The organism is Bradyrhizobium sp. CER78 (genome assembly GCF_029846235.1).
Taxonomy (GTDB): Bacteria; Pseudomonadota; Alphaproteobacteria; order Rhizobiales; family Xanthobacteraceae; genus Bradyrhizobium.
This window is the reverse complement of record NZ_JARVWP010000013.1, coordinates 184,688-202,210: the sequence shown is the minus strand read 5'-3', so window position 1 is coordinate 202,210 and position 17,523 is coordinate 184,688. Positions and strand designations below refer to the sequence as shown.

The window sequence follows — 17,523 nt, the reverse complement described above, 5'->3', positions numbered from 1 at the left end:
CGAGTATCCTGCCCGGCATCGGCCCGTGAGAGGCCGTGTGCTTTGGGGAGAACGCCATGATCTCTGCAATTCGTGTCGCCGGATTGTCTCTGGCCGCCGTAATCCTTCTCGGTGCCAGCGCCTTCAACTGCGCTCAGGCCAAGCCGTTGATGATCGTCGGCTTGGACGAGAAGCTGTTGTGGGACGACGACGGCAAGCCAGTGCTGTCAGCGCCCGGCAAGGATCAAGTGCTGATCGTCGATCTCGCCGATCCCGAGAACCCGAAGATTGCGGCTTCTCTTCCATTGAAGAACTCAGTGGTCGGCCCCCCGGTCAACGTCGCTATCGATCCGACGGGAACAGTGGCGCTGGTCGCGGATTCGGTCGACGTGGTGAAAGAGGGCGACGCTCTTAAGCAGGTGCCGGACAACAAGATTTATGTGATCGATCTCAAGGTGACCCCGCCCAAGCTCGCAGCGACCGTTACTGGCGGAAAGCAGCCGTCAGGGTTGAGCTTCAGTCCCGATGGCAAGATGGCGTTGGTTGCCAACCGCGGGGACAATTCGATCAGCGTACTTTCGGTCAACGGCACTGACGTCAAGATCACCGACACGATATCGATGCCTGACAGTGTCGCGCACGTCGCGTTCGCGCCAGACGGCAAGCACGCGCTGGTCGCGCGTTTTCCCGCGCACAAGATATCGGTGCTCGATATCGCCGGCGACAAAGTTACCTACACCAAGATAGACCTGCCGACCGGCCAATGGCCTTACAACGTCGCAGTGACCCCGAACGGCAAGATCGCGTTGACGTCGGACAATGGCAACGCAGGCGCGTCGGACGGCAGCGTCGACACGACCAGCGTCATCGATCTCGAAGCGAAGCCGCCGCGCATCATCGATCGCGTGGTGGTCGGCGATGGACCAGAAGGGCTTGCCGTCAGCCCGAGGGGGGATCTCGCAGTCTCGGTGATCCTGCGCGGCTCGAACATGAAGAATGCGTTCTTCCATGAGAAGAACGGCAGCGTCTCGATCTTGAAGATCGACGGCAAGAAAGTGAGTAAGACCGGTGATATCGAGGTCGGCGGACTGCCTGAGGCTGCGGTCTTCACCCCCGACGGAAACTACATCCTGGTCGGCAACTATCTCAGCCAGGACTTCTCGATCCTCAAGGTCGACGGCACAAACGTCACCGACACAGGCAAGCGCTTTCAGGTGCCTGGGCACCCGGCGTCGGCCAGAATGGGACCGAACTGAGCCGACGCTTGGTGACCGCCACAGGCCGCCTGCTCCCGCCGGAGGCGACGCAGGGTCTTCGCGGCGCCAGTTCAACCTGATCGCATCGCGCTTTTGAGCGAGACGCGCGCCCGGATCACGCCGCTACTCCGCCGCCACCATCTGCTGCGTCCGCCACTGTCCGAGCAAAGCGCGCAGCGAGGCGGGTTTGACCGGCTTGTTGAGCACGGCGATGTTTTCCTCGCGCGCGGCGGCGCGCACCGCGGGGCTGCGATCGGCGGTGATCAGGATCGCCGGGATGCCGTCGCCGAAGCGGCGGCGGATCTCGCGGATCGCGGCGACGCCGTTGCCGCGATCGAGATGATAGTCGACCAGGACGCCGGTGACGCGGCCGCCGGCGGCCTCGATCGCACTGATCGCGCCTTCGGCATCGAGCACCGCGATCACCTCGGCGTCCCACGCCGTCAGCAGCGTCTTCATGCCGTCGAGGATGGCGGGGTCGTTCTCGATGCAGACGATCAGCGAGCCGCTCATCGGCGTCTTCGACAGCGGCGTGGCGCTGGTGACGGCCGCGGTATGGTTGACCGCGGTCGCGACCGGCACGGTGACCGAGAACGCCGAGCCGCCGCTGACATTGGCCGAGATCGCGATGCGGTGGTTGAGCACGCGCGCCAGCCGTTCGACGATCGATAGTCCAAGACCGAGGCCGCGGGCGATCCGGGCGCCCTGCTCGAGGCGATGGAACTCCTTGAAGATCTCGCCGCGCTTCTGCACGGGGATGCCGACGCCGGTATCGAAGATGCTGATCTGCAGCGCGTCGCCGCGGCGGCGGCAGCCGATCAGCACGCGGCCGCGCGGGGTATATTTGATCGCGTTGGAGATGAAGTTCTGCAGCAGCCGCCGCAGCAGCGAGCGATCGGATTCGACCGGCAGCGAGCAGGCCACGAAGCGCAGATCGAGGCCCTTGTCGCGGGCGATCGGCATGAACTCGATCTCCAGCGAGCGCATCAAATCGGCCATCCGGAAGCTCGTGATCGCCGGCGTCATGGCGCCGGCGTCGAGCCGGGAAATGTCGAGCAGCGCGCCGAGGATGTCCTCGATCGCCTCGAGCGAGTCGTCGATGTTCTCGACCAGGCGCGAATCCTCGCCGCCGTTCTGGCGCTCGACCAGGCTCGTGACGTAGAGGCGCGCCGCATTGAGCGGTTGCAGGATGTCGTGGCTTGCCGCCGCCAGGAAGCGCGTCTTGGAGGCATTGGCGTCTTCGGCGATGCCCTTGGCGAGCGCGAGCTCCGAGTTCAGCCGGGTCAGCTCCTCGGTGCGGTCGCGCACCCGCTTTTCCAGCGTCGCATTGGCGCGCTCCAGCGCCTCGGCGGCCTCGAAGCTCGGCGTCACATCGGAGAAGGTGATGACGAGCCCGCCGCCCGGCATGCGGTTGGCGCGGACCTCGATCACCAAATGGCGGTCGGTGAAGCGTTCCAGATAGGGCTCGCCCTCGGTGGTGTAGGCGCGCAGCCGCAATTGCAGCAGGTTGTCGCTGTCGCCGGCCGGCGGCGGGCTGATCGCGCCCATGAATTCCAGGATCTCGGGCAAGGGTATGCCGAGCTGCACCAGATGCGGCGGCAGGGCGAGCAATTCGGAGAACTGGCGGTTGGAGCAGATCAGCTGCAGATCGGCGTCGAACACCGCGATGCCCTGGCGCACGTGATTGAGCGCGGTCTGCAGGATCTCGCGGTTGAAATGCAGCGCCGCGTGGGAGTCGTCGAGCAGCTTGAGCGCGGCCTTGGCCGACACCGTGCGCCGCTGCAGCAGCAGCGACATCACGAGGCGCGAGGACGCCGCCCCGATCGAGGAGGCGATCAGCCGCTCGGCGTGCTGCAGCAGCTCGAAATCGGCCGGCGCCGACGCCAGCAGCACGACGTTGCGGTCGACGGCGAACGCGGCGAACGCCTCGCGGGTGCGGTCGGGGCCGAGATATTGCGTCACCGTGCTCTCGATGTCCTGCACCGTCACCGTGGTGCGCCAGCGCCGGAAGCTCGGCGCGATCGGGGCCAATGCGTTGGGCACGAACACGTCGGCCTGCAACAGCTCGATGGAAGACGGCGCGCGCGCCAGCGAGAACAGCACATAGGTGAGGATGTTGAGCGCAAGGCTCCACAGCACGCCGTGCAGCAGCGGCGGCAAATCGGCACCGAACAGCGCCTGCGGCCGCAGCGCCTCGATCCCGAACGGCCCGTGTTGCAGCAGCATCAGGCCGGCGGTCGAGTTTTCCAGGAAACTCGGGATGAACAGCGTGTAGAGCCACATCGCGAAGCCGACCAGCATGCCCGCCATCGCGCCGCGCGCGGTGGCCCTGCGCCAGAACAGGCCGCCGAAGAAGGCCGGCGCGAGCTGGGTGATCGCGGCAAAGGACAATAGGCCGATCGCGACCAGCTGGGTGTTGCCGAGCGCGCGATAATAGAAATACGCCATCACCATGATGGCGAAGATCGAGAAGCGGCGCGCCTTCAGGAGGAAATCGCCGAAATCCTTCTGGCCGATGCGGGCGTCGTCGCTGCGCGGCAGCACCAGCGGCAGCACGATGTCGTTGGAAACCATGATCGAGAGCGCGACGCATTCGACGATCACCATCGCGGTCGCCGCCGACAGACCGCCGACGAACACCGCAAGGCTGAGCAATTGCGAATTGCCTTCGATCGGCAGCGCCAGCACGAACATGTCGGCATCGACGGCGCCGAACGGGAAGATGACGAGGCCTGCGATCGCGATCGGGATCACGAACACGTTGATGGCGATGAGGTAGAGCGGGAACAGCCAGCGGGCTCTTGTGACTTCGGCGGGCGTCGAATTCTCGACCACGCTGACATGGAACTGGCGCGGCAGCAGCATCACCGCGCAGAACGACAGCAGCGTCATGATCAGGAAGTTGCCGATCGACGGCACATATTCGATCGCGCGCACCGCCTCCGGCGTCTTCAGGGCGCGCTCGTAGAGCTCGACCGGGGAGAACATCCAGAACGTGACGAAGGCGCCGGCGGCGATGAAGGCGACCAGCTTGACGATGGACTCGGCGGCGATCGCCAGGATCAGCCCGTGCTGGTGCTCGGTCGCGTCGGTGTGGCGGGTGCCGAACAGCACCGCGAACACCGCCATCGCCAGTGTCACCATCAGCGCGATGTCGCCGAGCACTGGGATTTTCGAGAATGCCTGATCCTCGCTCAGGATGGTTTCCAGCGATGAGGCCATCGCCTTGAGCTGCAGCGCGATGTAGGGCACCGAGCCGATGATCGCGATCAGCGCCACGGTGGCGGCGACCGCCTGACTCTTGCCGTAGCGGGCGGCGATGAAGTCGGCGATCGAAGTGATGTTCTGCGACTTGGCGAGCGCGATGACGCGGCGGAGCAGCGGCGTGCACAGCCCGACCATCACGATCGGGCCGACATAGATCGCCAGGAAGTCGACGCTGGTGCGGGTGGCGAAGCCGACCGAGCCGAAGAAGGTCCAGGAGGTGCAGTAGATCGCGAGCGACAGCGGATAGATCCAGTGGCTGGCGCGGCCGCGCTCGCCCGCCGACATCCGGTCGCCGCGGCTGGCAATGAAGAACAACAATCCGATGTAGGCGAACGCCGTGGCGATGACGCCCCAGTCGTGCAGCATTGCTGCTTATCTCCTGTCCCGGCCGCTGGGAGGGCCGGGTCTCAGGATTATAACGCAAAGGGCCGGCCGCGCGATGCACGGCCGGCCCAAATTCGGGACCCGTAACGGATAGGGTTACTCGGCGGCCAGCGACTTCTGGTGCAGCGGCAGGCCGAGCCGGTCCCAGACCTGGAGCAGGGCCTCGGCCAGCCCGTCGATCAGGCCGTCGTCATGGTAGGGCGAGGGCGTGATGCGCAGCCGCTCGGTGCCCTTGGCGACCGTCGGATAGTTGATCGGCTGGATGTAGATGCCATGGTCCTCGAGCAGCAGGTCGGAGGCCCGCTTGCACTTCTCGGGGTCGCCGACGAACAGCGGCACGATATGGGTGTCGCTCGACATCACGGGCAGGCCGGCTGCGGTCAGGATCGCCTTGGTGCGCGCGGCGCGGTCCTGGTGGCGCTCGCGCTCCCAGTTCGAGGTCTTGAGGTGGCGGATCGCAGCCGTCGCGGCCGAGCAGATCGCCGGCGGCAGCGCGGTCGTGAAGATGAAGCCCGGCGCGTAGGACCGCACCGCGTCGATGACCTCGGCCTTGCCCGCGATGTAGCCGCCGAGGCAGCCGAACGCCTTGGCGAGCGTGCCCTCGACGATATCGACCCGGTGCATCACGCCGTCGCGCTCGGCAATGCCGCCGCCGCGCGGGCCGTACATGCCGACCGCATGCACCTCGTCGACATAGGTCATGGCGCCGCATTTCTCGGCGAGATCGCAGATCTTGCCGAGTGGCGCGACGTCGCCGTCCATCGAATAGAGGCTCTCGCAGACGATCAGCTTCGGCCGGTCGGGGCCGGCGGCGATCAACAACTCTTCGAGATGCGCGACGTCGTTGTGGCGGAAGATCTGGCGTTCGCAACCGGCCTGCCGCACGCCCTCGATCATCGAATTGTGGTTCAGGGCGTCCGACAGGATCAGGCAGTTCGGAATCAGCTTGGCGAGCGTCGAGATGCCGGTCTGGTTCGAGACATAGCCCGAGGTGAACAGCAGCGAGGCTTGCTTGCCGTGGAGGTCGGCGAGCTCGGCCTCGAGCTGCACCAGCGGGTGATGGGTGCCCGCGATGTTGCGGGTGCCGCCGGCGCCGGTGCCGACCCGGGTCGCGGTCTCGACCATGGCGCCGACCACCTTGGGGTGCTGGCCCATGCCGAGATAGTCGTTGGAGCACCAGATCACGACGTTGCGGCTGCCCTTCGGCGAATGCCAGGTCGCGTGCGGGAAGCGTCCCGCGATCCGTTCGAGGTCGGCGAAAACCCGGTAGCGCCGCTCGTCATGCAGGCGGTTGAGGGCGGAATTGAAAAACTGGCTGTAATCCATCGGCAAACCCAGAAAGCGGAACCTGACCGGAATAGCTGCTTCTTCTTAGAGCTTTTCCAGCTCTAATGTCCATGCACTGACCCACATCTGGGCATGCGTCGCAGTTGGGCAAATTGCCCTAGGTCGGCGCTTTTCGGTTCGTTTTTGCGCAAATCGACCCGGGCGGCATCGCCGCCCGGGCGCTTCAGGTGGTCCTGAAGCGCAGCATGCCGTCGTCGTGCATCTGGGCCGTCAGGCGGCCCTCGACCAGCATGTAATTGACATGGGCGACCAATTCGCCGGCGGCAAATCCCATCTGGTGCTCGTCCAGCACGTGCTTGTGGAACACCACCGGCACCAGCTCCTTGGAGGTCTGCGGCACCTCGCGGCAGGCCTCGGCGATCAGCCGGCAGCGCTCCTCATGGTGATCGGCGAGCTGCTTGATCCGGGTCTTCAGCCCGTAGAACGGCACGCCATGTCCGGGCAGCACCATCACGTCGTAGGGCAAAGTTGTGGTCAGGCTGGCCAGCGAGGCCAGATATTCGCCGAGCGAGTTCTGCTCGGGCTCGACCGCCCAGACGCTGACATTGGGCGAGATCTTGCTCAGCACCTGGTCGGCGGACAGGAACAGCTTGTCGGCCGCGCAATACAGCATCACCTGGTCGAGCGCGTGTCCGCCGCCGGTGATCACCTTGAAGCGCCTTGTGCCGATTACGACCTCGTCGCCATGGGTCAGGCGGTGATAGGACGGCGGCAGCACCGACACCCGCTTCAGATAATCCTGGCCGCGGCCGAGCAGCTTCTCGGTGAGGTCCTCGTCCATGCCGTGGCGGCGGAAGAACAGCCGCTGCGCGTTGCGCCGCTCCTCGGTGCCGCGGTTCTGGTGATAGACCGATTGCAGGTATTCCACCTGCGACATGAACAGCGGGCAGTCGAAGCGCTCGGTGATCCAGCCGGCGAGACCGACATGGTCGGGATGCGAGTGCGTCACGATCAACCTGTTGACCTTGACGTGCTTCAGCGGCCCGTCGAACAGCGTGGTCCACGCCGCGATCGATTCCTCGTTGCCGAAGCCGGCATCCACCATGGTCCAGCCGTCGCCGTCGGCGAGCAGATAGATGTTCACGTGGTTGAGGCGGAACGGCAGCTTCAGCCGCGCCCACAGCACGCCGGGGGCCACCTCCACGACCTGGTCGTGGCCGGGATGATTTTCCCAGGGGTATCGCAGTGCCTCCGCCGAGGAGGGAAGGCTGTCGGTCTTCTTGTCCATGCTACGGGCTTAGCGGCACATTGCCCGCCGCGCCAGCCGAAAATCAGATGGCCGTCCGGAGAATGGGGCGGCGTGAGCCCGAATTCCGTAGCCCGGATCAACCCGAACAAATCCCACGAATGGAGGTCGTCATTCCGGGGCGATGCGTCAGCATCGAACCCGGAATCTCGAGATTCCGGGTTCGGTCCTGCGGACCGCCCCGGAATGACGTGGACTTCCTACGCCGCCCGGATGTTCGACAGGAAACCGTCGATCTCCGAGCGCAGCACGTCGGCCTCGCGGCGCAGCGCGTCGGAGGCGCTCAGCACCTCGCCGGCCGCGGCGCCGGCCTCGGCCGAGGCGGTCGAGACGCCGACGATGTTGCTCGACACCTCGCTGGTGCCACCGGCGGCGTGCTGGATGTTCCGGGCGATCTCGCGGGTCGCCGCGCCCTGCTCCTCGACGGCGGCGGCGATCGCGGTGGTGACGTCGTTGATCTCGCCGATCGTGCTCGAGATGTTGCGGATCGCGGAGACCGCCGTGGTGGTGACCTCCTGCATGCTGACGATCTGCTGGCGGATCTCCTCGGTCGCCTTGGCGGTCTGGCTCGCGAGGTTCTTCACCTCGGAGGCGACGACGGCAAAGCCGCGGCCGGCTTCGCCGGCGCGCGCCGCCTCGATGGTGGCGTTGAGCGCGAGCAGATTGGTCTGCGAGGCGATGGTCTGGATCAGGTCGACCACGACGCTGATCCGCGCGGCGTTGTCGGCAAGGCCCTGCATGGTGGCGTCGGTGGCGCTGGCTTCCTCCACCGCCTTGCGGGCGATCTCCGCCGAGGTAACGACCTGGCGGCCGATCTCCTGGATCGAGGACGACAGCTCCTCGGTGCCGGCCGACACGGTCTGCACGTTGACCGAGGTCTCCTCGGCGGCCGAAGCCACCGCGTTGACCAGGGCGCTCGACTGGTCGGCGGTCGCCGACATGCTCTGCGCAGTCGACTGCATCGAGTTTGCCGCGGTCTGCAGGCTGCCGAGCGCGTCGCGAACCGTCGATTCGAAGGTCGTGATCTGCGTCTCCATGCGCGAGGCGCGCTCCGCCTTGGCGGTGCGGTCCTTGTTCTGGTTTTCGGTGAGCTCGCGGCTCTCGATCATGCTTTCGCGGAACACCTGCAGCGCGTCGGCCATGACGGCGATCTCGTCGCGCTGGCGGCTCTGCGGGATCTCGGTGTCGAGGTCGCCGTCGGACAACAGCTGCATCGAGCGCTGCAGGCCGCGGATGCGGCGCAGGATGTTGCGCCCGACATAGAGCCAGACGAACAGGAACGAGCCGACCAAGGTCAGCGCGCCGAGGCCGATCATGACCGTGGTCGCGAGCGAGATCTGCTGCCGCGCCTGGAAGGTCGAGGCGTCGGTGTCCTTCTGCACCGCGTCGACCAGCTGCTGGACGCTGATGCCGAGCCCGACATTGAGCTTGCGGGTCTCCTCCAGGATGGTCTGGCCGTAATCGATCGAGTCGAGCTCCTTCTGGCGGACCTTGAACACCCCGGTCTTGCCTTCGCCCAGCACGAGCAGCTTCGAGGCGGTGTCGCGCACGGCGACGATCGCCGGATTGTTCGGCAAATCGTCGAGGTTGGACTTGATGCGTTCGCGGCCCTTCTTGAACTCCGCCTCGATCGCATCGAGCGTCTCGCTGGAATTGGCCGACAGCGCCGCGGTCATGTCGGCGGCCATCAGATTGCCGATCGACAGCACGTTGCTGATCTGGCCGACGGTGCGGGCGGCTTCGGTGGCGTCGTCAGCCGAGACCTCGGCCGAGGCGAGGATCGCGTTGAGTCGGGTCTGCGCGTCCAGCATCGCCGGACCGGCGGCCGAGACGAACGACCCCTGCGCCTTGCGCAGCGCGTTGTACTGCTTGTCGCGCAGCGCGCCGACCTCGAGCCGCTCGCGCGCCGCCGAGATCAGGCTCTTGGTCGCCTCGTCGGTGTTCTTGACGTTTTCCTGCAGCGCGCTGACGACGGATTTGTCGGCGCCGAGTTCGATGATCTCGCCAAGCTTGGCATTGGTCTGCTGCGCGACCTCCTGCACCTTCTTGGTGCGATCGTTCAGTGCATCCTCGCTCTGCACGGCAAGCAGGCCGGGACCCTGGGCTGCGAGCGAGGCGCTCTGCGCGGACAGTTGCAGGCTCGCGGCGAGCCGCGGAATGTCGCGGCCGGAGAGATCGCTCATGGTGCCGCCGAGCTGATGCAGCACGATGCCGGCGCCTGCGCTGATCACGAGCGCCATGCCCGCGATGACCGCGAATGCTGCGAACAGGCTGCCCCTGACGCCCATCTGCGGCAGGTGGATACGCTTGAGATTTGGTTTGCCCAGCTTGAACCGAAACGCCATTGCCCCGTGTCCCCCTGGCCCACTACCCCCGGGCCACTACTCTTGGATGTTTCCCCGGCGCGGGAGTATCGGTGCGGCGGGTTAACAAAATCGCGAAAATTGCGACAATCTGCTGGATTTTTCAGGGCTTCTGCGCACAGGCTTGGTTCGCTGTGCGGAATTGGTGCACGCGATCGGATGCAAAAAAGGCCGGCGCGAGCCGGCCTTTCCACTATTGGTTGTGATGGGTAATTCTCAATAGCGGCCGTAGGCGGGGCCGCCAAGGTTGCCGAGATTGAAGCGGTAGTTGAGGCCGGCCTTCACCGTGTGCTCGTCATTGTGGAAGCTGCCGACCGGCACCAGCGCGCCCGGCGCGGTGAAGCGGCTGTCGCCGAAGTCGTAGTACTGGTACTCGACCTTGGCCGACCAGTTCGGCGCGAACATGTATTCGGCGCCGCCGCCGATGGTCCAGCCGTTGCTGTGGTTGTCGCTGAGCGCGAAGCCGATCGGCGCGCCGCCTGATGTCACCGTTTCGTTGTTGTCGGAATAGGCGTAGCCGCCCTTCACGTAGATCAGGCCCGGGCCCCAGGTGTAGCCGACGCGGCCGGTGATCGAGCCGATGCCGCGCTGGTTGTTGTTGTAGACGTAGCCGCCCGGGAAGATCGCGTTGAGCTGGTGGCCGCCGAGCCAGGAATACTGGCCTTCGACGCCGATCACCCACATCGGCGACAGCTGCCAGTCGTAGCCGGCCTGCACGCCGCCCATGAAGCGGGCGTCGGAATTGGTCAGCGCGAGGCCGTTGAAGGAGTTGTTGCTGCCCGAGAACGCGCCGCCGAGATGGCCGCCGAGATAGAAGCCGGTCCAGTTGTAGAGCGGCGCGGCGTAAACAGGCGCGGGCGCCTTCTGGTAATAGCCACGGGAGCCGAGATCGGCAGCCTGGGCGGTCGCGCCAAAGGCAGCGAGGGCAGCCGCTGCGGCTGCGGTTGCGAGCAGGAACTTCTTCATAAGGCAGTCTCCGGACAAGTCATGAGGCGCAGCGTGAGTGGCGCCATCCATGGCCGAGGGGTTAGACCGCATTTGAATAAAATTTCCCACCGAAAGGCGGCTTGGAGCGTTAAATCGCACCCTTCGCGGTGAAACGTTTTGTTGTGCCTAACGAACGCTTAAGCGGGAATGACAAGAGGGTTAACGCGGCGCGCGCGGCATGGCTCTCCCGTTAACCAAGCCGCGTCTGCCGATCGAGACGCTGGCTAAGGCCTGATGAGATTAGGTTGAGCTGGAACGGCATCGAAAGTTCACCTCTCCCTTGGGAGAGGTCGATTTGCGCAGCAAATCGGGTGAGGGGTTGCGGTCTATCGAGAGAGCAAGAGCCCTCGCCCGGATTGCTGCGCAATCCGACCTCTCCCCACCGGGGAGAGGTGAAGCAAGACCGCGCGAAGCCTATTCGACCAAAACTCATCCCGCTTTAGTCGAGCCGCCTGCGCACGTCGTCGCGGATCTGCTCGCGGAACGCCTGGCGCCGCGCGGCGCGTTCCTTGACCGGCACGTCGTGGCGATCGAACACGTCGAACTTCTCCAGGATCGGATAGTGCTCGCTGGCCATCGCCAGCACGCTCAGCAGGCCGGCGACCTTCGGGGTCGGGCCGGTGACCTCCCACCTGCGGAGCATTTCGGCACCGCCGGCACCCGGCAGTCCGCACAGTTTCGCCATGTCCGCCGCCGTCAGCTTGCGGCCGAGCGCCTCGCCGAGATGTTCGCGCAATTTCCTCAGTTCTGGGCCGGTCACTCTCGGGTCCGCTCCGCGACGAAGGTGTGTGAAGTGAGTCACATGATGTGTTCGAGGTGCGGTCTATACGCCACGCATGCGACTTCTAGAAGGAAACCATCATGCACGGCATCATCGAGAGCCTCAGCCCCGAACACGGACACATCGATTGGAAATGGGTCGGCAGTGTGTTCGCGTTCTATATCGTGCTGGTGATCGGCGGCGTGGGCCTGCTGCTCGGGTATTGATTCATGCGACGCGCGGAAGCGCTCGTTGACGGCAGCCGTCATTTGAGAAGATCCTGGTGCTGCCAGACAGGATTGAACTGTCGACCTCTCCATTACCAATGGAGTGCTCTACCACTGAGCTACGGCAGCATGCCCGGGAAAAATTGAATCGGCCCCATGGGGCCCGTCCAAGCGGGCGGTTCTTGCCACAGGCCTCCCCTTCGCGCAAGCGAAACAGCGCCCCTCCTGCCGGGCAAATCGGCAGAAATCACGTTCCGTGCCGGTGATTTCGACCAATTCGGCCGATTTCGGCCCGATTGGGGTTCCCGACCGTAATGGAATGCGACCGTCCGCCTGCGGCCGAATCATGTCGTGGTGCGCAACTGGCCGACCGGGCAGGGTGCGCGGGCGGCCGCCATTGTCTATGCTTAGCGCGCGCAAAGGCGTCGGCGGTTCGAGAGTTCAGCAATGACGAGTGATCGGGACAGAGGCGGCGGGCAGGCCGGAGCCCGCCTGAAGGATTCGCGGCAGGATCGCCTCAAGCTGGCGCTGCGCGAAAACCTGAAGCGGCGAAAATCCCAGGCGCGCGGTCGCGAGGATGTGGCTTCCGAACCGGCCGACGGCTCGCTAGATCACGCCTCGCCGGATGACGCCGGCGGAAACGAGCCGGGCAAAGTGACGGGTTAAAGCCGCGGTTCTGATCCAATGAGAACTTCGGCATGGCGCAGGTGATGAGGGTACGTCGTTCCGGGGCGCGAAGCGAACCTCAGGTGCGCAATCGCGCACCGGGGAACCTCGAGATTCCGGGTTCGCGCTTCGCACGCCCCGGAATGACGAACGTCAAGGTGAGCAAAGGAAACGGGTCGCCGACATGGCTGCAATCGATGAGACGACGATCAATCGCCTGAACGCAACCGCCTACGCCTTCCCGCGCCATGAACAGACCTTTCCGACCCTGACGGTGCCTGAGATCGAGCGGATGCGCCGCTTCGGCGAGCCGCGGTCATACAAGGATGGCGAGGCGCTGTTCGAGACCGGCGCGCCTGGTCCCGGCATGTTCGTGGTGCTGTCGGGCAGCGTCGCGATCACCCAGCGCGACGGCCTCGGCCGTGTCACGCCGATCATCGACCAGGGGCCGGGCCAGTTTCTCGCCGAGATCGGCCAACTCTCCGGCCGCGCCGCGCTGGTCGACGGCCATGCCGAAGGTGCGGTCGAGACATTGCTGCTGCCGCCCGACCGGCTGCGCGCGCTCTTGGTCGCCGAGGCGGACCTCGGCGAGCGCATCATGCGCGCGCTGATCCTGCGCCGCGTCAGCCTGATCCAGGGCGGCGCCGGCGGACCGGTGCTGATCGGCTCGGCGTCGGTCGGCAACATGGCGCCGCTGCAGAATTTCCTGGCACGCAACGGCCAGCCGCATCACGTGCTCGATCCCGAGGCCGACACCGATGCCGCCGACCTCGTCGCGCGCTATTCTCCGACGCGCGCCGAATTGCCGCTGGTGGTCTGCCCCAACGGCACGGTGCTGCGCAATCCCTCCGAGACCGCGCTTGCGATGGCGCTCGGCATGATCGGCAGCCACGCGGAAGACAGGCTCTATGATGTCGCCGTCGTCGGCAGCGGCCCGGCCGGGCTCGCCACCGCGGTCTATGCGGCCTCCGAAGGGCTGTCGGTTGCGGTGTTCGATTCCCGCGCTTTCGGCGGCCAGGCCGGCGCCAGCGCGCGGATCGAAAACTATCTGGGCTTCCCGACCGGAATCTCCGGGCAGGCGCTTGCCGGGCGCGCCTTCAACCAGGCGCAGAAATTCGGCGCCGAGATGCTGATCCCGGTCTCCGTCAAATCGCTCGACTGTTCGAAGGCTTCGGGCGCGTTCAAGCTCGCCACCGGATGCGGGCACACGCTGCGCGCCAAGTCGGTGGTGGTGGCGAGCGGCGCGCGCTATCGGAGGCCGGCGATCGACCATCTCGAGCGCTATGAGGGCCGCGGCGTCTGGTACTGGGCCTCGCCGATCGAGGCGCGGCTCTGCGCCCAGCAGGATGTCGTATTGGTCGGCGGCGGCAATTCCGCGGGCCAGGCCGCGGTGTTCCTGTCGGCGCATGCCCGCAGGGTCAACATGATGATCCGCGGCGGTGGGCTCGGGGCCAGCATGTCGCGCTATCTGATCGAGCGCATCGAGGCGACGCCGAACATCGAATTGATGTTCAACACCGAGGTGATCGGGCTCGAAGGTGCGGAGACGCTGGAGCGGGTGCGCTGGCGCAGCCGGCTCGCCCCCGACGAGTTCACGATGGATATCCGCAATCTCTTCCTGTTCGTCGGCGCCGATCCGGCCACCGGCTGGCTCGAGGGCTGCGGGGTGCAGGTCGACCGCGGCGGCTTCGTCAAGACCGGCGTGCAGAACGGCGAGGGCGCGCCCGCCGTGCCGCTGCTCGAGACCACGGTGCCCGGCGTGTTCGCGGTCGGCGACGTCCGCTCCGGATCAGTCAAGCGCGTCGGCGGCGCGATCGGCGAGGGCGCGCAGGTCGTCGCCGCCCTGCACGGCTATCTCGCCGATGCCGGCAGCCCGACGCTGTAGGCAGATGGATGCAGACGAGATCTATCTCCGTCATCCTGAGGAGCCGCGCAGCGGCGTCTCGAAGGATGAATCGGCCACAGTGCGGGCCGTGCATCCTTCGAGGCTCGCAAGAGCTCGCACCTCAGGATGACGGGTCAAAAGAGACGTAAAGAGGCCAAAATGACAAAAGGCTGCACCCATATCGCCGGCATCCAGGACGTCACGCCGAGCGCGCGCGGCTGCGAGGAATGCCTGAAGAGCGGCAGCCGCTGGCTGCATTTGCGGATCTGCCGGACCTGCGGCCACGTCGGCTGCTGCGACGACTCGCCGAACCGGCATGCGACGGCGCATTTTCACGCCACCGGCCATCCCGTGATCGAGGGCTACGATCCGCCGGAAGGCTGGGGCTGGTGCTATGTCGACGAGGTGCTGTTCGACCTGTCGAAGCGCGAGACGCCGCATGACGGGCCGATCCCGCGCTATTATTGATTCAAGTTCTCACGACACGCACGTGCTTCTGCGCGCAGCACCGGCGCCAAATCTTTCGGCAAGTGTCGGCATGATTTTCATGAGATGTCGCTCGTCCTGCCATCGAACCATGTAGCAATTTTCAAAGACGCATCGTAACGTAGTGCGGGTTCTCAACGGGGGAGTGCGCTACATGACGACGTTGGTGCTTGTGCACGTCATTATCAGCCTGATTGCAATCATCGCCGGTGTGATCGTGATGTTCGGCCTGCTCGGCTCGCGCGCGATGCCCGGACTGACTGCGATCTTCCTCGTCTTCACGATCCTGACCAGCGCCACCGGCTTCGTGATCCCGCCACTGATCACCGAGAAGGTGCTGCCGTCCCAGATCATCGGCGGCCTCTCGCTGGTGCTGCTCGCGATCGCCTGCATCGCGCTGTATGCGATGCAGCTCAAGGGCGCGTGGCGCCCGATCTATATCGTGACCGCGATGGTCTCGCTCTATCTCAACGTCTTCGTGCTGGTCATCCAGAGCTTCCTCAAGATACCCGCATTGCAGGCGCTGGCGCCGGCAGTGCCGCCGAACCCGCCGTCCGGGCCGGTGTTCGGGGCGGTGCAGGGCATCGTGCTGGTGTTCTTCGTCGTGATGATCATCGGCGCCTGGCGCCGCTTCAGGCCGGTCAATTTCGCCTGATCCTCCTTGTCATTCCGGGGCGACGCGCAGCGTCGAACCCGGAATCTCGCAATCCAAACTTCTGGATTCCGGGTTCACGCTTCGCGTGCCCCGGAATGACGTTTCAACAAGAGGAGCAATCAAATGCCCACCATCACCACCAAAGACGGCGTCGATATCTTCTACAAGGATTGGGGCTCGGGTCAGCCGATCGTGTTCAGCCATGGCTGGCCGCTGTCGTCGGACGACTGGGACGCGCAGATGCTGTTCTTCGTGGGTCACGGCTTCCGCGTCATCGCCCACGACCGCCGCGGCCATGGCCGCTCGGCCCAGGTCGCCGACGGCCATGACATGGACCACTATGCCGACGACCTCGCTTCCGTCACCGCGCATCTCGACCTCAAGAATGCCGTTCACGTCGGCCATTCCACCGGCGGCGGCGAGGTCGTGCACTACATCGCCCGCCACGGCGAGAGCCGGGTGGCGAAGGCGGCGATCATCGCGGCCGTGCCGCCTTTGATGGTGCAGACGCCTGCCAATCCCGGCGGCCTGCCGAAATCGGTGTTCGACGGCCTGCAGGCCCAGGTCGCGGCCAACCGCTCGCAATTCTACCGCGATCTGCCGGCCGGCCCGTTCTACGGCTACAACCGGCCCGGCGCGAAACCGTCGGAAGCCGCGATCCAGAACTGGTGGCGGCAGGGCATGATGGGCGGCGCGAAAGCGCATTACGACGGCATCGTCGCGTTCTCGCAGACCGACTTCACCGAGGACCTGAAGAAGATCAACGTGCCGGTGCTGGTGATGCATGGCGACGACGACCAGATCGTGCCCTACGCCGATTCCGGTCCGCTCTCGGCCAAGCTTCTGAAGAACGGCACGCTGAAGACCTACAAGGGCTTTCCGCACGGCATGCCGACGACGGAAGCCGAGACGATCAACGCGGACCTGCTGGCGTTCATCAAGGGCTGAGGGGCTGGCGCTGCGCGTCGTACGGCTTGTCTCAACGCCGCGCAGCTTTGCTGATGCCTAAGTGAGGAAGCCACCAGCGGCAGGGTTCCCTCCCCCCTTGCGGGGGAGGGTTAGGGAGAGGGGTGGCCACTCGGCGCGCTCTCTCGAAATGCCCTTCGATGATCGGTTGCGAGGCCGATCGCTTCGTCCCGCATCTCGCCCGGGGGCTTACCCCTCTCCCCGGCCCCCGCTACGCAAGTCGGGCCTGCCCGACTTGCGCAATTTACAATGCGCAACCGGGGTAAACCCCGGTTGCGTGGGGGAGGGAGCCTGACGAGCGTGCTCACCTGACGAAGAGTGCCAATGCGCATATGTTCGATCGGGGTCACGCCGCCGTCGTCGGCTCCTTTGCATGGGGTTGTTTTCGATATTTTGCTCGTGCGCGGCCGGTTCCCCCGAGCGGCATTTCCTCGCGGTCGCGTGGTACCTCTGGCTGCCGAACGCGTTATAACCACCATCATGTCCCCACCCGCGCCGCTGAAACTGATCGCCCTCGACGCCGATGACCTCGCGGTGATCTCCGCCCATGTGCAGGACGCCCGCGTCCAGCCCGCCGACATCATCTGGCGCCAGGACGAGAAGCGCCTCGTGGTCGGCCTGAACCGGCTCGACTGGGAACAGACCCTGTCCGGCGGCACCTGCTCGCGGCGGCTGATCGCCGCGCTCAGGTTCGACCGGGTGCTGGCATGCAAGTCGCGCAATATCGACCTCGAAGCCCCGGAAGCGGCCCTGGAGCTGCTCGGGATCGAGTTCTATGCCTCCGACCCGCCCGGCGGCAGCGCGCTGCTGATGTTCGGCCATGGCGGGGCGCTGCGGCTCGATGTCGAGTGCCTGGAGTGCGAATTGACCGATCTCGGGGAGGATGATCTCGGGGTGGCGACGGCTTGATTGGCACGTCATTCCGGGGCGCGAAGCGAACCCGGAATCTCGAGATTCCGGGTCTGGTCCTTCGGACCATCCCGGAATGACAATCCCCAAGGGTTGACGGCCATTATCCGCCGCGCCATTGAGCAGGGACCCAGAGTCCT

The 17,523-nt window shown here is 65.5% G+C and carries 14 protein-coding genes and 1 tRNA gene; 8 read left to right on the top strand and 7 right to left on the bottom strand.

Annotated features, from left to right (window positions below; translation table 11 throughout):
* The first annotated feature begins 56 nt into the window (after positions 1 to 56).
* Positions 57 to 1,235, top strand: a complete 1,179-nt coding sequence (locus QDT69_RS26265; RefSeq protein ID WP_279709379.1) for a YncE family protein — start codon at positions 57 to 59, stop codon at positions 1,233 to 1,235.
* 123 nt (positions 1,236 to 1,358) lie between these two features.
* Here the strand turns inward: QDT69_RS26265 and QDT69_RS26260 are convergent, their stop codons facing one another.
* From QDT69_RS26260 to QDT69_RS26235, 6 genes are all read right to left on the bottom strand, one after another.
* Entirely contained in the window at positions 1,359 to 4,868 is a 3,510-nt protein-coding gene (locus QDT69_RS26260) for a PAS domain-containing hybrid sensor histidine kinase/response regulator (protein ID WP_279709378.1), read from the bottom strand.
* 114 nt (positions 4,869 to 4,982) lie between these two features.
* Entirely contained in the window at positions 4,983 to 6,212 is a 1,230-nt protein-coding gene (gene hemA / locus QDT69_RS26255) for a 5-aminolevulinate synthase (protein ID WP_279709377.1), read from the bottom strand.
* A 184-nt stretch (positions 6,213 to 6,396) separates the two neighbouring features.
* The gene (locus tag QDT69_RS26250; RefSeq protein WP_050424224.1) at positions 6,397 to 7,461 is read right to left on the bottom strand and encodes an MBL fold metallo-hydrolase; all 1,065 of its coding nucleotides are present in this window, start codon (positions 7,459 to 7,461) and stop codon (positions 6,397 to 6,399) included.
* Between the two features lie 218 nt (positions 7,462 to 7,679).
* Positions 7,680 to 9,824 (bottom strand): HAMP domain-containing methyl-accepting chemotaxis protein, encoded by a 2,145-nt coding sequence (locus tag QDT69_RS26245; RefSeq protein WP_279709376.1) that lies wholly within the window; start codon positions 9,822 to 9,824, stop codon positions 7,680 to 7,682.
* Positions 9,825 to 10,058: 234 nt separating this feature from the next.
* Positions 10,059 to 10,808 (bottom strand): outer membrane beta-barrel protein, encoded by a 750-nt coding sequence (locus QDT69_RS26240; RefSeq protein WP_279709375.1) that lies wholly within the window; start codon positions 10,806 to 10,808, stop codon positions 10,059 to 10,061.
* A 460-nt stretch (positions 10,809 to 11,268) separates the two neighbouring features.
* Positions 11,269 to 11,589, bottom strand: a complete 321-nt coding sequence (locus tag QDT69_RS26235) for a hypothetical protein (RefSeq protein WP_279709374.1) — start codon at positions 11,587 to 11,589, stop codon at positions 11,269 to 11,271.
* 101 nt (positions 11,590 to 11,690) lie between these two features.
* Here QDT69_RS26235 and QDT69_RS26230 point away from each other — a divergent pair, with 101 nt between their 5' ends.
* Positions 11,691 to 11,816, top strand: coding sequence for a hypothetical protein (locus QDT69_RS26230; protein ID WP_279709373.1), 126 nt, complete (start codon positions 11,691 to 11,693; stop codon positions 11,814 to 11,816).
* A 54-nt stretch (positions 11,817 to 11,870) separates the two neighbouring features.
* Here QDT69_RS26230 and QDT69_RS26225 read toward each other — a convergent pair.
* Positions 11,871 to 11,945, bottom strand: a tRNA-Thr gene (locus QDT69_RS26225).
* Positions 11,946 to 12,263: 318 nt separating this feature from the next.
* Between QDT69_RS26225 and QDT69_RS26220 the strand changes: the two genes are divergently transcribed.
* The 6 genes from QDT69_RS26220 to QDT69_RS26195 all read left to right on the top strand — a co-directional run bounded on the left by QDT69_RS26220 (position 12,264) and on the right by QDT69_RS26195 (position 17,383).
* Complete coding sequence (locus QDT69_RS26220; RefSeq protein WP_279709372.1) at positions 12,264 to 12,482, top strand: hypothetical protein; 219 nt, start codon at positions 12,264 to 12,266, stop codon at positions 12,480 to 12,482.
* Between the two features lie 184 nt (positions 12,483 to 12,666).
* Complete coding sequence (locus QDT69_RS26215; protein ID WP_279709371.1) at positions 12,667 to 14,367, top strand: cyclic nucleotide-binding domain-containing thioredoxin-disulfide reductase; 1,701 nt, start codon at positions 12,667 to 12,669, stop codon at positions 14,365 to 14,367.
* A gap of 159 nt (positions 14,368 to 14,526) precedes the next feature.
* The gene (locus QDT69_RS26210) at positions 14,527 to 14,835 is read left to right on the top strand and encodes a UBP-type zinc finger domain-containing protein (protein WP_279709370.1); all 309 of its coding nucleotides are present in this window, start codon (positions 14,527 to 14,529) and stop codon (positions 14,833 to 14,835) included.
* Between the two features lie 172 nt (positions 14,836 to 15,007).
* On the top strand, positions 15,008 to 15,508 hold the full coding sequence (locus tag QDT69_RS26205; protein ID WP_279709369.1) for a hypothetical protein: 501 nt from the start codon (positions 15,008 to 15,010) through the stop codon (positions 15,506 to 15,508).
* A 123-nt stretch (positions 15,509 to 15,631) separates the two neighbouring features.
* Positions 15,632 to 16,456 carry an alpha/beta hydrolase gene (locus QDT69_RS26200; RefSeq protein ID WP_279709368.1) on the top strand — a complete coding sequence of 275 codons (825 nt, stop codon included), beginning with the start codon at positions 15,632 to 15,634 and terminating at the stop codon, positions 16,454 to 16,456.
* 498 nt (positions 16,457 to 16,954) lie between these two features.
* Complete coding sequence (locus QDT69_RS26195) at positions 16,955 to 17,383, top strand: DUF2948 family protein (RefSeq protein WP_279709367.1); 429 nt, start codon at positions 16,955 to 16,957, stop codon at positions 17,381 to 17,383.
* Positions 17,384 to 17,523: the final 140 nt, after the last annotated feature.